Origin of the sequence: Solitalea longa (genome assembly GCF_002920915.1) — a bacterium.
In the GTDB taxonomy this organism is placed as follows: domain Bacteria; phylum Bacteroidota; class Bacteroidia; order Sphingobacteriales; family Sphingobacteriaceae; genus Solitalea; species Solitalea longa.
In genome coordinates, this window is sequence record NZ_PQVF01000005.1 from 61,905 (window position 1) to 77,721 (window position 15,817).

Annotated in this window: 9 protein-coding genes and 2 tRNA genes; 10 read left to right on the forward strand and 1 reads right to left on the reverse strand. The window is 39.2% G+C overall.

Annotation, left to right across the window (positions count from 1 at the left end):
- Nucleotides 1-68 precede the first annotated feature (68 nt).
- The 5 genes from C3K47_RS07780 to C3K47_RS07800 all read left to right on the forward strand — a co-directional run bounded on the left by C3K47_RS07780 (nt 69) and on the right by C3K47_RS07800 (nt 10,871).
- Nucleotides 69-3,200: a SusC/RagA family TonB-linked outer membrane protein gene (locus C3K47_RS07780; protein ID WP_103788564.1), complete on the forward strand. Its 3,132-nt coding sequence runs from the start codon at nt 69-71 to the stop codon at nt 3,198-3,200.
- A gap of 12 nt (nt 3,201-3,212) precedes the next feature.
- Nucleotides 3,213-4,589 (forward strand): SusD/RagB family nutrient-binding outer membrane lipoprotein, encoded by a 1,377-nt coding sequence (locus C3K47_RS07785; RefSeq protein WP_103788565.1) that lies wholly within the window; start codon nt 3,213-3,215, stop codon nt 4,587-4,589.
- 511 nt (nt 4,590-5,100) lie between these two features.
- Nucleotides 5,101-8,265, forward strand: coding sequence for a SusC/RagA family TonB-linked outer membrane protein (locus C3K47_RS07790; RefSeq protein ID WP_103788566.1), 3,165 nt, complete (start codon nt 5,101-5,103; stop codon nt 8,263-8,265).
- 12 nt (nt 8,266-8,277) lie between these two features.
- Nucleotides 8,278-9,993, forward strand: coding sequence for a SusD/RagB family nutrient-binding outer membrane lipoprotein (locus C3K47_RS07795; RefSeq protein ID WP_103788567.1), 1,716 nt, complete (start codon nt 8,278-8,280; stop codon nt 9,991-9,993).
- Between the two features lie 32 nt (nt 9,994-10,025).
- Complete coding sequence (locus C3K47_RS07800; RefSeq protein WP_103788568.1) at nt 10,026-10,871, forward strand: hypothetical protein; 846 nt, start codon at nt 10,026-10,028, stop codon at nt 10,869-10,871.
- 33 nt (nt 10,872-10,904) lie between these two features.
- Here the strand turns inward: C3K47_RS07800 and C3K47_RS07805 are convergent, their stop codons facing one another.
- Entirely contained in the window at nt 10,905-11,810 is a 906-nt protein-coding gene (locus tag C3K47_RS07805; RefSeq protein WP_103788569.1) for a S66 peptidase family protein, read from the reverse strand.
- 184 nt (nt 11,811-11,994) lie between these two features.
- Between C3K47_RS07805 and metG the strand changes: the two genes are divergently transcribed.
- The 5 genes from metG (at nt 11,995) to C3K47_RS07830 (ending at nt 15,815) form a co-directional block, all read left to right on the forward strand.
- The gene (gene metG, locus C3K47_RS07810; RefSeq protein WP_103788570.1) at nt 11,995-14,106 is read left to right on the forward strand and encodes a methionine--tRNA ligase; all 2,112 of its coding nucleotides are present in this window, start codon (nt 11,995-11,997) and stop codon (nt 14,104-14,106) included.
- Between the two features lie 58 nt (nt 14,107-14,164).
- Nucleotides 14,165-14,236 (forward strand) — tRNA-Arg (locus tag C3K47_RS07815).
- 11 nt (nt 14,237-14,247) lie between these two features.
- Nucleotides 14,248-14,319 (forward strand) — tRNA-Arg (locus tag C3K47_RS07820).
- A gap of 238 nt (nt 14,320-14,557) precedes the next feature.
- The gene (locus C3K47_RS07825; RefSeq protein WP_103788571.1) at nt 14,558-15,361 is read left to right on the forward strand and encodes a hypothetical protein; all 804 of its coding nucleotides are present in this window, start codon (nt 14,558-14,560) and stop codon (nt 15,359-15,361) included.
- Between the two features lies 1 nt (nt 15,362).
- Complete coding sequence (locus C3K47_RS07830) at nt 15,363-15,815, forward strand: DUF5675 family protein (RefSeq protein ID WP_103788572.1); 453 nt, start codon at nt 15,363-15,365, stop codon at nt 15,813-15,815.
- The last annotated feature ends 2 nt before the right edge of the window (nt 15,816-15,817 follow it).

Consider the following 15,817-nt stretch of genomic DNA (forward strand, 5'->3'; position numbering starts at 1 on the left):
TATTTGGATGGACAAACCACTATTTTTTTACTAACTTGGTGGTAATCAGCTATTTAAATTTTACTCTTATGAAGAAAAATTTACTCTTAGTCACCTGGCTAGTGTTATTTTCTTTAGTTAGCGTGGCACAAAATCGTACCATTACAGGTACGGTTACCGACAAATCAGATGGTCAATCTGTCCCCGGGGTTACCATCCAAGTTAAAGGAACCAATTTAGGTTCCCAAACCAACCAAGAAGGCAAGTATTCCCTTTCAATTCCAAGTGATGCAAAAACGCTTACATTCCAATACATTGGATACATAACTCGTGAAGTCGCATTAGGGGCAAGCAATGTTGTCAATATTGCATTGGAGCAGGACTCTAAGCAATTAGGAGAAGTTGTTGTGACAGCTTTAGGAATAAGCCGTGAAAAAAAGGCTTTAGGTTATGCTGTTACTGATCTCAAAGGTGATGAGCTTAAGCGTTCTGGGGAAGTTAATATTATCGAAGCCTTATCGGCAAAATCAGCGGGTGTGCAAGTAACGAGTTCTGCAGGAACTCCAGGAGCCTCCAGCAAAGTAGTGCTAAGAGCACCTGCCACTATTACCGGAGAGGTGCAACCTTTAATTATTGTGGATGGAGTTCCAATAGATAATACTACTACGCAAAGTACTGCCGGTGATTATCCTTTTAATCAAAATCTTAGCGGTGTAAATAATTCAAACAGAGCAATAGACTTAAACCCTGATGATATTGAATCTGTAACCATACTTAAAGGTCCTGCCGCAGCTGCCCTATATGGAGCAAGAGCCGGAAATGGAGCTATTGTTTACACCACTAAAAGAGGAAAGAATAAAAAAGGATTAGGAGTTACTTTGGGACAAACAATTGAGATTGCCAATGTTACCGATCTCCCAGAAAGACAAAGCATTTATGCCCAGGGAACTATACAAAATGGGGTTCCTACCTATGTTACAGCAGACCCCGGACCTGACAATTTATATAACACAGCCGATGATGTTTCTGCTGGAACATCGGCCAGTTGGGGACCGCTTATTTCGAGTGTGGCAGGAATTGCTTCACACGATAATGCCTCAACATTCTTTGAAACATCAACATCTTATACAACTAATGTTTCTGTTGATGGGGGTTCTGATAAAGTTACGTTTAGGTTTGGGGTGGGCAATACGAATCAGAATGGGGTGGTACCCGGAACAGATTTCAAACGGACTTCTTTCAGACTTACTGCCGATGGATATATAAAAGACTGGTTGAAAATTGGTGGTACTGCGAACTATATTAAATCAGCTGGACAAAGGGTGCAAAACGGCAGCACCTTGGGAGGAGTAATGTTAGGCCTAATGCGCATGCCCGCATCCTTTGATATAAATCCTTATACATTCAATAATGGTTTTCAACGGACTTATTTTGGCTTAGGTTACGACAATCCTTATTATACCTCTTATGAAAACCCCTTTAATGATAATGTGAACCGTGTATTAGGAAATATTTACCTTTCTTATCTTGGAAAGCCATGGTTTAATGTTACTTATAAATTGGGGATCGATTCTTATTCAGATGATCGGCGACAAGTATTCGCAATTTCTTCTTTTGGCAATGACGCCGCCGATCAAACGGGTCAGGTAAACTATAACACTATTACAAATAGAGATATTTACAGCGACCTTATTTTTACAGGCAGTGGTAATATTGCTAAAGATTGGACATTAAACTATACTGCAGGTCATAATATCACAAATAAGAACTTTGGAAGCTTATATTCCAGAGGAACGGTGCTTTCAATTCCTAATTTTTATGACTTATCGAATGCGGCCAATTTATACTCATCTACGTTAAAAACAAGGCAGTATACCTGGGCATTATTTGGTCAGTTAGATTTTTCATTTCGCAATATGCTGTTTATTTCACTAGCTGGTCGGAATGAATGGTCATCAACTTTTGGTACAGCAAAAAATAACTTCTTTTATCCATCGGCCAACCTTTCATGGGTATTTAGTGAAACTTTCAAACTACCCGAATGGTTTAGTTTTGGCAAGTTAAGATATGCTTATGCGCAATCTGGTATATCTCCAGAGCCATATCAGGCAAAAACCTACTTAAAAGTTCCAATTCTTACGGACGGTTTTACAAATGGTCTATCATTTCCATACGGGGGGGTTAGTGGTTTTGGATATTCATTATCAAATATCGGCTCATCAGATTTAAAACCTGAACGCCAAATTGCCAATGAGCTAGGTGTAAATCTAAAGTTTATAGACAATCGCATAAACCTGGATATAACAGGCTATAATCAGGAGTCAAAAGATGTTCTCTTATTCCGGCCATTAGCCTCAAGCTCTGGTTTTGGAAGTGTTTATGGAAACTCAGCAAGACTTAGAAATAAAGGGTTAGAAATTGAAGCATCAGGAGATCTATTTAAAGGAGATGGATTCAATTGGAATCTGGGAATCACTTGGTCAAAAAATAAGAGTGAGGTACTTGAGTTAGCCGATGGTGTAGACCAATTTGAAATAGAATCAGGCTTTGGAGATCCGGGCGCTTATGCCATTGTTGGTCAGCCATTAGGAATGCTCTATGGAACCAAATGGGCCAGAGATGCCAATAAAAATCTACTGGTAGATGAAAGTGGACTACCATTTCTGGACCCACAGTTTGGAATATTAGGAAACCCTTGGCCTGATTGGACCGGAGGTATTCGAAATACATTTAGTTATAAAGGTGTTTCGTTGAATGTTTTATTTGATATAAGGCACGGTGGAGCTATTTGGAATGGAACACGAGCTCGTCTTAACCGAATTGGCCGATCAGAGGCCTCTGCTGATCGTGAACGCACTTATATAGTTCCGGGAGTGAAAGCCGATGGAACACCTAATGATATTTCAATTAGTGCATTTGACTATTATAATTTTTATCTAGGAGATAATGGAGCTGCAGCAGAGCAAATGATTGAAGATGTAAACTGGTTTAGAGTTAGAGAATTAACACTAAGCTATACATTCCGTCCAAAACCTTGGGAAAAATATGTAAACTCCATTGGTGTAAATGTTACTGCCAGGAACTTGTTTTTAAACACAAATTATCATGGTGTTGATCCTGAAACCAGTTTGACAGGTGCGGGTTCTAATATACAAGGATTTGACTATTTCAACAATCCGGGATCGAGATCATTTATTTTTGGTATTAACATAGGATTCTAATCATAAAAGACTATGAAACGCTTAACATTAATATCCACTATATTATTTTTTCTGACTGCTTCTTGCGATAGCAAACTCGAAGAGTATTCAGAAAACCCTAATGCTCCCGAGGTAGCCTCAGCGGCATTGCTTTTAAGTGCATCGGAGGTGTCAACCTTTGCGGTACAAACTGGAGACTTAGCTCGTGTAACCAGCCTATTTGATCAGCATGTTGCAGGAACAAACTTTCAATATGCAACGTATGCACGATATGTTTATACAGAAAATGATGTTCTCAATAACTGGCAAACTATTTATTCAGCAGCTCTTATTAATGCTAAAACATTAAACGACACCTATGGAGCTCAAAATCCTTATTACGGTGGAATGGCGAAGGTAATGATGGCTATTAATATTGGAACAGCAACAGACCTTTGGGGCGATGTTCCATTTTCTCAAGCATTTAAAGGTCTGGAACAACAGTATTCATCACCTTATGATAGTCAAGAGTCTGTTATATCTGCTATTCAATCATTACTCGATGCGGCCATTGTTGATTTTGGCAAGGCTGCTTCAGATAACATTTCACTTCCCGCTGCGGATGACCTTATTTTTGAGGGTGATGTTGCTTTATGGAAACGCGCGGCATATATAGTTAAAGCTAGATATGCAAACCGTTTAAGTCAGATCGATGCTACTGGAAGTGCAAATCAAGCCCTGAGTTTCTTGGCAGCTGCAGATTTAAGTGGCAAGGAAGCCGGAGATATGGATGCTGTTTTCTTTAATGTGCCGACGAGCTTTAACCAATGGGCTGCTTTTCAAAGTAACAGAGGAGGCTACATACAAATGGGAGCCGTGTTTATTAATTTAATGAAAATTACCAATGACCCACGTTTGCCATTTTTTGCTTCAAAAGATCAAGCAGGAGGGTACTCCGGAAACACTGCAGGTGACCAAGTTAACACCAATACTTCAACATTTGGGCTGGGAATTGCCTCAAATACTTCACCATTGCCTTTGGTTACTTATAGTGAAGCTAAATTTATAGAAGCCGAAGCAAATTTACGTTTGGGGAATGGATCCGCAGCTGCTACTGCATACAACGAAGCAATTAAAGCCTCGTTACGAAGAGTTACCGGAACTGAAGACCCCACATTTGTTACAAATATTGCTTCCGCAACTACAGTTACATTACAACAAATAATTACTCAGAAATATGTTGCGCTTTTTACACAAATAGAACCATTTAATGATTTTCGAAGGACAGGATTTCCTGCTTTATTGCCTAATCCAAATGGACAACCCGCTAGGATACCAGTGAGGTTTCCAACCTCTATCGACGAACGATTATATAATACACAAGCAACCGTTACTAGTGATTTGTCTGTTCCTGTTTGGTGGGATAAATAAAATCTATTCTTAAAAATTAGTCCAAAAGGTTACAAACTTTTTGGACTAATTTATTTTCTAAACCTATGATTTGAATTTACAATTATGTAAATTAACATAACATGGCATCAATCCATGAAAAACCGATGTTAAAACTCTGCCTTATTTCCTCACAGATGCAAATAAATAAGCTAAAAGGGTAATTTATGATGAAGTTTAACTCGGAATAACTTTTGCTAGAATTTTTGTACCCGTGCCTCTTATGTAGTTTTTGCCGATCGAAGTTTTCATTATTTAGTACGAAGGAAGATAACAGCCTTCAACATTTCCATTGAGATTTTTACCTCAAATAATTTAGCATAGTCAATAAAGCAAACTTACATACGAGGCATTTATTCTCTCTTAAGAAGATGTTAAGAAAGTCAATAAAGAAATAAAGTGTTTGAAAAAACAAACAATTTGTCCTTGGCTTTATACGGATCTTCTGTAAATAGTTAAAAGCTTAAAAATCAGTTATCTAAATTTCACTCTCATGAAGAAAAGTTTACTTTTAGTCGCCTGGCTACTGATGTTTACCTTTGTTAGCATGGCGCAAAACCGTACCATTACAGGTACGGTAACCGACAAATTAGATGGTCAACCCGTACCAGGAGTAACCATCCAAGTAAAAGGGACCAATTTAGGTGCTCAAACCAATCAAGAAGGCAAATACTCCATTTCCATTCCTTCCGGAACCAAAATTCTTGTTTTTCAATACATTGGATATATCACCCATGAAGTAACAATTGGAGCTGGTAATAATTACAATGTTGCTCTGGAGCAAGATTCAAAACAGTTGGGAGAAGTTGTAGTTACCGCATTAGGTGTAAGCAGGGAAAAGAAAACCCTAGGATATGCTGTTTCAACGGTTTCACCAGATAATCTGTTGCAGAAATCTGAACCGGATATGCTTAAGGGTATGCAAGGTAAAGTTGCAGGCGTGGACATTCGGGCATCCCAAGGAACTCCTGGTGCAGCTACAAGAATCAATATCAGGGGCTATACTTCATTTTACGGAGACAATGAACCACTTATTGTAGTAGATGGAATCCCGTATTCGAATGATGTAATTGAAAGCTCAGATCCAACTTCTGGCGGAGGTGCTTATTCAAGCGGATTATCTTCCCTGGATCCGAATGATATTGAATCTATTTCTGTATTAAAAGGAGCGGCGGCGGCTGCACTGTACGGATCAAGGGCTTCAAATGGTGCTTTGATTATTAAAACAAAATCAGGAAGTTCAAAGCTCTCGCAAAAAGGTCTTGAAGTAACATTTGCTTCATCAGCAGCAATGGAAGAAATTGCAAACTTACCTAATTACCAAAACACTTACGGTGCAGGAACATTGTTCACCTACGCCAATGCTAATGGTTCATGGGGAGAAAAATTTGGCAGCAGAGAAACAATTCCTACCTGGCCTGCTTATTTGGCAGCATTTCCTGACCAGTTTGGGCCAACGGTACCATATCAGGCTTACCCAAACAATGTTAAGGACCTTTTCGATAAGGGCTCATTATATGAGAACTCGATAAGCATTCAGAGTGGTACTGAAAAAACATCATTAAGTGGAACAGCATCCTATTTAACTCAAAGTGGTTACGTTCCCGAATCCGATTTTAGCCGGGTTAGCTTAAGTTTTGGTGGTCTTTCTAAACTTACAAACGGATTAACCGCTGCAGGTAATTTCGCTTATTCAAACAGTAATCAGGCAGGAGGTGTTTTCGGTGAAAACCAAGTGGATGGGGCAGCTTCTTCCTTTGCACGAAATCTTTTCCTCGCTCGTAACTGGAATTTAGCCGGTTTACCATATGAAGATGCTGACGGGTTTCCTGTATCTACAAGCCCGGCACAGTATGACAATCCTTTATGGTCATGGAAACATAATACGGTTAAAACTGGTACCGATAGATACGTTGCTTCTTTAAAGTTATCTTACGATATTAAACCGATAAATCTAAATGTAAGCTACCAAGCAGGGGCTAACACTAGCAATTTCTTCAGACGCCAGATTATTGATCTTGGCTCCCGGGCTGAAGGAGGTTTAGGATCTATTTTTGAACAAAACTATAAAAAGCAGGAACTTGAATCAAACCTGGTATTTACCTATACCCCACATAAAGCTTTCAATGAAAATTTCACCTTTAGGGCAATGGGAGGATTTAATGTTAACCAACGAACTACAAATACTCAAGGTTTTGACGGTTCGCAAATAATAGCTCCCGGAATATATACCATTACCAATACAAAGGATATCACTAAAGATCTTCTTAATACATTTTATGAAAGACAAAGGCTATGGGGTTTATATGCAGAATTAACTTTAGGATATAAAAATTATGCATTTCTTACTGTAACAGGAAGAAATGACTGGTCGTCGACTTTACCTGAGAATAATAGAAGTTATTTCTACCCTTCTGTTTCCGCTTCGGTAATCTTTACTGATGCGATTGGAATAAATTGGGGACCGCTTGATTTTGGTAAAGTTAGGGCCAGCTGGGCCAAAGTTGGACGTGATGCGCCTCCGTATTCATTGCAAAATACTTACTCTCTTGGCAATAATGTTGTTGGACAACCATCAGCTACCCAAGCTAATACGGCACTAAATCCAAATTTGAAGCCTGAGTTCACCGAAGACATTGAAATAGGCACTCAGTTAGAGTTTCTTAAAAAACTAATTAGTGTTGATTTTGCTTGGTACCAAAGGGCGTCGACAAACCAAATTGCCGCGGTACCGGTTCCAACTTCTTCCGGTTTTAGCAATGCATATGTTAATGTGGGTAAGGTAACCAATAAAGGAGTAGAATTAGAGCTTGGGTTAAATCCAATTAGAACCGCAGACTGGAATGTTAACATAAAAGGAACATTCACCAAAAACAAAGCAACTGTAAACTATTTAGAAGAAGGATTAACTCGCCTAACATTGAATGGCGTATTGGATGAAATTTCTCCTTATATCGAACCAGGAAAACCTTTTGGTTACCTAAGGGGAACTGTTAACTATCGTGACAGTGAGGGCAACTTAATGATTAATCCAGAAACCGGTTTATTAATCAGGGCCTCGGGACAACAAATGATAGGTGATCCAAATCCTAAATACAAAGCAGGTATTAGCCTGGGTGTTACTTATAAAGGTATATTCTTTAATACCTTATTTGACTGGACACAAGGTGGTGATATGTATTCGGTTACTGTAAGTTCTTTACTAGGACGTGGAGTTACCAAAGACACCGAAAACCGCGAAGGAGGTTTCGTAATCCCTGGTTACTATGGAGACCCAAATACCGGAGAGCCTTTATTAGATGCAGGCGGAAACAAAATCCCTAATACAACAGTAGTGAGTATGAATGAGATGTTTTTTGGTGAATCATTTGCCATCAATTCCGCAACTGAATGGAATGTGTATGATGCAACGGTTTATACATTAAGAGAACTGACATTGGGTTATGATTTCCCTAAAAAATACTTCCAAAAAACTCCAATTGGCAGTTTATCACTTTCATTTACAGCTCGAAATCTATGGTTTTTAGCACCTAACTTGCCGAAAAACACGAACTTCAATCCTGATGTAAACAGTTTCGCATCATCTACTCAAGGTATTGAACTTTCGGCAGCCCCAACAACCCGACGATATGGTGTTAATTTAAAGGTTACATTTTAATACTTATGACATATGAAATTTCTAAGAATAAATATAAAGTACTCGGTTTTTTGGATATGCTTCTTGTTTCTAACAAGTTGCACAAAAAGCTTTCTGGATGTTAATACGGATCCAAATAATCCAACAAAAGTTTCGCTGAATAAACTTCTTCCTACAGCTCAGCAACACTTAGCTTTTAGCTTAGGCTTTACAAGAGGTAGCGAAGCTATTGGTTTAACAGAAATCCTTTCTGTTTATACCCATCAGGTAACGGTCAGAGAATCACAGGATCAATACAATGCCACGGGTGAAAACTTTAGTTTGCTAGGTGCCTGGGATGATATTTACAGTGGTTCTTTACAAGATCTTGAAAATATTATTTCTCAGGGAACCACCGAAAGCAATATGGTTTACGTAGGCATTGCTAAAATTCTGAAGGCTTATGCATTCAGCCAATTAGTTGACACATTTGCTGATGTTCCATTTTCAGAAGCTAACAAGTTTTTGGAAACAGGGGTTATTTTTCCAAAATATGATAAAGGACAAGATGTCTACCCGAGTCTAATTACGCTTTTAGATGAGGGAATTCAAGATTTAGATAAAGGAGGAAGCGATCCTGGAGCAAGTGATATTATGTATCAGGGAAGTGTTGAAAAATGGAAAAAAGCCGCCAACACCATCAAGCTTAAGCTCTATACTCAAATAAGATTAACGCAAGATGTATCCGGACCTGTGAATCAGCTTTTAAGCAACCCATCGGCATTAATTAGTTCAACCGAAGAGGGATTAATGTTTTACTATGGTACAACAATTTCTCCGGATGATCGAAACCCTGGTTACTCGGATTACCCCGCCGGTCAAAAAACTCATTATCAAAGCCCATGGTTTTATGAAATTCTTAAAGGTTATAACGAAACCATTTTAACGAACAATGAGGACCCAAGAATTCCATATTATTTTTATACTCAATTAACTCCTACTGAATCTGCTCAAAACCCTACTGAATACAGAGATGGTTCATTTCTTTCAATTGTGTTTGGTTCTACAGGTCCAAATAGAGATTTCTCCCAAGATCAATCAATGACCTTATTCGGCATATATCCGGTTGGTGGACGATATGACGATGGAGCCTTAGACGGAGATGGCAACAAAGTTAAAATTACCCCAACAAGTGGATCAGGAGCAGCACCTTATAAGTTTTTAACCTACGCCGACAGACTTTATCTTGAGGCCGAATTAATTAATGCTGGCATAGCGACAGGAGATGCAAAGGCTAAATTAAACGCTGCAATAACTGAATCGTTTAAACAAGTTGATTATGTAGTCGAATTAGCAAACGCCGGACAAACAATTCCAACTTTAGCTGGCTCAGCCGCTGTTACTAGTTACATTACTAAGGTGATGTCCGAGTATGACGCCAAAAGCACGGCGGGCAAGTTAGAACTTATATTAACCGAAAAATGGATTGCAGCTTTCGGCAGTAGTGTTGATGCCTACAGTGACTACAGACGTACCGGTTTTCCTGTACTGTTTAATCCCAGAAATCCAGCACAAGCCCCAGGAGGAAAATTCCAGCCCCCAATTGATGGTGACCCTGATAATCCGGGAGCTCAGCCTTCAATTCCTGTACAGCAAAGTAGAGATTACCCATTGTCATTGCCATTTAGTCAAAATGATTTAAATGCAAATGCAAATGCGCCTGCACAAAAATCTGATCCAAGTAAGTTCCCAGTATTTTGGGATAAATAGAAAGCAATTGTCTATCATTAAAATAGTTAATTATGAAAAAGATATTATCAATTATACTTCTACTTGGGATAGCAACACTTTCTTGTCGAAAGGAGGACAATCCCAAATTGCCTGATATCGTTAGTGTTCCCGTTCCACAAGTCAAGTTAGGAGAAGGAGCTAGCGCCATAATTGAAGAACCAGCAGAGTTTGCAAGCAAAGTAGATGTTGGTTTATATTTTCCAGATAAAGAGAAACCTAAAAAGATTGACCTAATGGTTGCTCGAAATGGCGATTATAATAACGTAAAAGTATTTCAGGCCGATATTACAGCCTTTCCAACTAGTGTTGATGTAACAGGAGCTAAACTGGCTCAAGTATTTGGAATAGACGTAAGCAGCATAGTTCCAGGTGATTTTTTTGAAATGAGAGCAAATGTTGTTCTAACAAATGGCACTGTTGTGCCAGGGTTTAATTCTAACGGAATTGAACCCTATGGTGGAGATGTTCAAAACTTCCCTGGCTCCAGCCTTACTGTAACATTCAATGCTGTCTGCCCACTCAATTTAGATGCTTTTTCGGGATCTGTAACTGTTGACGACCCAAGCTTCTGGGAAGGATCATATCCAGTCACAATAACATTAGAGGGTGAGAATACTTTTAGAATAACTGGATGGGTTGAAGATCCAACAGCGACCTTTACAATGACAGTTGACCCCGTTAACAGAACAATTAACATCCCTAAACAAACGGTATTAGCCGATTTCTTTGGGTATCATAATTATAGTGTAGAGGGAACTGGAACTTTAGATGCGTGTTCAACAAGCATTACAATAAATGTAAGCAATACAGTTGATGAAGGTTCGTTTGGAATAGCCAAGATTGTTATCTCGAAATAGACGAAAAATAGCCCCGAGAAATCGGGGCATTTTTTATATCTTCTGGCTAAAACTAATACTCTCACCCACCCTTAACACCGCATTTACTCCCATCTTAATGGCTCGGTTATCGGCAATATGACCTGCCGGAAAGCCAAAACAAACAGGGAAGTCAAAATCCTTTACCTTCTCCCAAATAATTTCCTCATAGCTTAATCCGAAGGGAATTTCATTATCCTGAAGCTCACTAAAACCGCCAACGATCAAGCCTTTTAAATTTTGTAATTTACTTGAGCGCTTTAAGTTCCACATCATTCGGTCGATATTATACAACCACTCTCCTACTTCTTCAATGAATAGAATTTTATCATACATGAACAATTCCGACACGGTATTTTGAACCGTATGGATGAGTGATAAATTTCCACCTACAATCTCTGCTTCAACTTCGCCACTACGACCGAATGTTGAAGTGTTTTTATAAGAGTAATTGAGTTCATCTCCAAATAAAGCTTTCTTTAATGAATCAATTGCTTCGGGTGTTTTATTATCAATAATAACCGGCATGGAAGCATGTAGGGTAGGAATTTCGTACATACTGTTAATATGGGTATGTAAGGCTGTTACATCACTGAATCCAACCAGCCACTTCGGATTATTTATAAAACCCGAAAAATCAACCTTATCGATCATGCGAATAGTTCCATACCCACCGCGGGCACAAACAATAGCCTTTATCTCGGGATCATTAAAAAAATCTGTCAGATCGCAGGCCCTCAACACATCGTCACCGCCGAAAATATGCCATTCGGCATTAACTGTACTGCCCAGCTTTACTTTTAACCCCCAATCTTCAAATATCTTAATGGCAGGTTGAAGCTGTTCGGCGGTTACGTAGCGGGCAGTACATAATATTCCTATTGTATCGCCGGGTTGTAAGTAAGCTGGAGTTCTGTTCATAGCGCAAAGATGTAAGGATTAGATGCAAGAATCAAGAATCAGTCGCAATGTCATTACCCGCTTACACTAAATTCTTTATCTTTGCCGAGTTTCGTGAGAATTTATAATGAAAAGAATGCTTTATACATCGCTATTCACACCCATTATTCTCTCAATCTATCATTAAATCACTTTTATAGTTTCGATGAAAGAATTCAAAAGATATACGGTTACTTCTGCTTTGCCTTATACCAATGGCCCAGTTCATATTGGCCACTTAGCTGGCGCTTATTTACCTGCTGATATTTTTGTGCGTTATTTACGTTCAAAGGGTAAAGAAGTGGTATTTATTTGTGGTTCCGATGAACATGGAGTTCCAATTACCATTAAAGCAAAGGCCGAAGGCGTTACTCCGCAGCAAGTAGTTGATAAGTACCATAAAATTATTGGCGACTCATTCCGCGATTTTGGTATTTCATTCGATATCTATCATCGTACTTCATCTCAAACTCATCATGAAACTTCAGCAGATTTCTTTAAAAAGTTGTATGATAAGGGCGAGTTTATTGTTGAAGAGAGTGAGCAATATTATGATAAAAAAGCTCAGCAGTTTTTAGCCGACCGTTATATCACAGGAACTTGTCCGAAATGTAGTTATGACAAAGCTTATGGCGACCAATGTGAAAACTGCGGTTCAACTCTTAATGCCACTGAATTAATTAATCCAAAATCGACATTAAGTGGAGAGCAGCCGGTTTTAAAATCAACCAAACACTGGTATTTACCTTTAGATAAATACCAGCCTCAACTAGAGAAATATATTTTAGAGGACCATCAAAACTGGAAATCGAACGTTTTTGGCCAGTGCAAATCATGGTTATCGCAAGGCTTGCAACCTCGTGCCGTAACCCGCGATTTGGAATGGGGCGTACCAGTTCCGGTTGAAGGCGCTGATGGAAAAGTATTATATGTTTGGTTTGATGCGCCGATTGGTTATATATCAGCCACTAAAGAGTTATTCGAATCGAAAAAAGCAGGTTATCCGGAAGCTAAAAAAGAAGAATATTACCTGACTGCTCGACAGCCGCAATCAAGTGCTGCAAGTTGGGAGGAGCACTGGAAATCAGATGACACTAAACTGGTACACTTTATCGGAAAAGATAATATCGTGTTCCATTGTTTGATTTTCCCTGCCATGTTAATGGCTGATGGGACATATACTTTAGCAGACGATGTTCCAGCAAATGAGTTCTTAAACCTGGAGAATAATAAGATCTCTACTTCACGCAACTGGGCTGTTTGGTTAAATGATTATTTGGTTGATTTTAAAGATAAGCAGGATGTTTTGCGTTACGTGTTGTGCTCAACATTCCCTGAAACCAAGGACAATGATTTTACCTGGAAAGATTATCAGGCCCGTAACAACAATGAATTGGTAGCCATCTTCGGTAACTTCATTAACCGTGTAGCAGTACTAACCCAAAAATATTATAACGGTGTAGTTCCTGCTTTAGGCACATTAACCGATTTCGACAAAGAAGTTATTGAAGAGCTAAAAGGCTATCCTGCAAAAATCGGAGCATCTATTGAGGCTTATCGCTTCCGTGAAGCCATGCAGGAGTTTATGAACCTGGCCCGATTAGGTAATAAATATTTAGCTGATACAGAACCTTGGAAACTTATCAAAACAGATGAAGAACGCGTTAAAACCATCATGAATATTGGTTTGCAGATCGCCGCTAATCTTGCTGTTTTGGCAGAGCCCTTTATTCCTTTTAGTGCCCAAAAGCTTTCAACCATGCTTAATCTTTCAGAAAGCTCATGGGATAATACAGGTGGTATTAACTTATTAGCAGAAGGGCATCAGATTGCAGAGCCTGCTTTGTTGTTTGAAAAGCTGGAAGACAATGTTATTGAACAACAATTACAGAAGCTCGAAGCATCAAAAACAGCAAATGCAGCTGCAGCAAAAGAGGTTACTCCTGCAAAAGACAATATTTCTTTCGATGAATTTTCGAAAATGGATATTCGTGTTGGAACTATTTTAGCAGCTGAGAAAGTAGCAAAAACTAAGAAATTATTAAAGTTAACGATAGATACAGGAATTGATCAGCGTACGGTTGTTTCAGGAATTGCTGAATATTTTGAACCGGAAAACATTGTTGGTCAACAGGTAAGCATTCTAGTTAACCTAGCTCCAAGAGAAATTAAAGGTATTGAATCACAAGGAATGATTTTAATGGCTGAAGATGCTGATGGCAAATTATGCTTTGCCGCTCCAACCACTTCGGTGAAAAACGGAAGCGAAATTCGATAAAAGACCTTTTAACGTTTTCAGATTTGGCTTCAAAACAGTAGTTTTGCCGCCTATCGCAGGCCCGGTAGTTCAATGGATAGAATAGAAGTTTCCTAAACTTTAGATACGGGTTCGATTCCCGTCTGGGCTACTACTAGTAAAGGTCCTTTAGTTTAATGGATAGAATTCGAGATTCCGGTTCTCGAGGTACAGGTTCGATTCCTGTAGGGACCACAACCAAGTTCATAAATAGCTATAAATCAATGATTTATGGCTATTTATGTTTTAGGGGTACAACATAGGTTAAACATTTTTTTATGTTATAATTTACCTACCTACAGTTTTTTAAAGAACCACTTTGTGCACTACAATTCGATGTAGTTGCACCCGAATGCATTACAATAATATTTAATAAATCCCTGATTACCAATAGTTTTAGCTAAAATATTTATCACTTAAAAAGCTAAAAACTATGGCAAGACAAAAAGGCTCCTTAAAGTATGTGGGTACCCTGGGCGATATCCGCCACTTCAAAATCAAAGGTCAAAAAGGTTACTTTGCGGGTATGGTTGGTGGTCCTACCAGTCAGCAGGTTAAAACGGCAAGCGAGTTCAGTCGTACCCGTGAAAACATGAATGAGTTTGGCGGTTCGGCCAAAGCTGGCAAATCGTTGCGAACTGCATTTTCTGCTTTACTCAATTCCATGTCTGATTCACAGCTAACCGGCCGGGTTACTGCGGTGATGAAAAAAATCAACTTAGAGGATCAATCGGAAGCTCGTGGGTATCGCGCTATCCTTATTTCTCAACAACCTCAGTATTTATTGGGAATCCAGTTTAATCGCAAGATTAACTTTGATACCGTGTTCAATGTTCCTTTTGCTGTTACAACTGCAGTTAACCGTTTGAGTGCCGATTTACAGGTGGAAGCATTTGATCCATTCAGCAAGGTTAGAGCGCCACTTGGAGCTACCCATTTCAAAGTAGTGTTGGCATTGGGCGTGGTTTCGGATTATGCCTATAATGAAGCAACGAAAACTTATGAGCCTTTGGCTGCAGCGGAAAATGAAGCTTCGGCCGTAGCAATCTCTGGCTTCCAGGATTTGAAACAAGCGGTACCAGTTCTGAACTTAAACGCGGCTTTATCAAACTTGGCAACAGTTTCAACCGATGCCACTGTTATGGCTGCCATAGGGGTGGAGTTCTACCAGCAAGTAGGTGTCAATTACTACTTGTTGAACGGAAGCAATGCGTTAAAATTGATTGCTACCTTTTAAGATGGCGCTCATTGAACTTAAACGAATGGCTCAGGGAAAATCATCTACCCTGAGCCATTTATATATTAACGGAGTTTTTGCCAACTATCTTTTAGAAGATGCGATTCGTCCAATCAAAATACCAGGGAAAACTTGTATCCCGGAAGGTTCTTACAAACTCCTTTTAAATACCTGGGGAGGTATGAACGTGGAATGCCGGAAGCAATACCCAGGGATGCATAAAGGAATGATCGAGATCTCGGGCATTCCCAATTTCAAATCGGTCTACCTGCACATTGGCAATACGATCAATGATACGGCAGGCTGCCCTTTACTCGGATCCTGGTATAATCTGGTGAATGGCGAATTTGAAGTTTATCAATCGCGCCTGGCTTATGAGCGCATCTATCCGGTATTGGCAATGATCATCCCTGCTGAATCTGCTCATTTAACAGTTACAAATCAACACCTCTAACT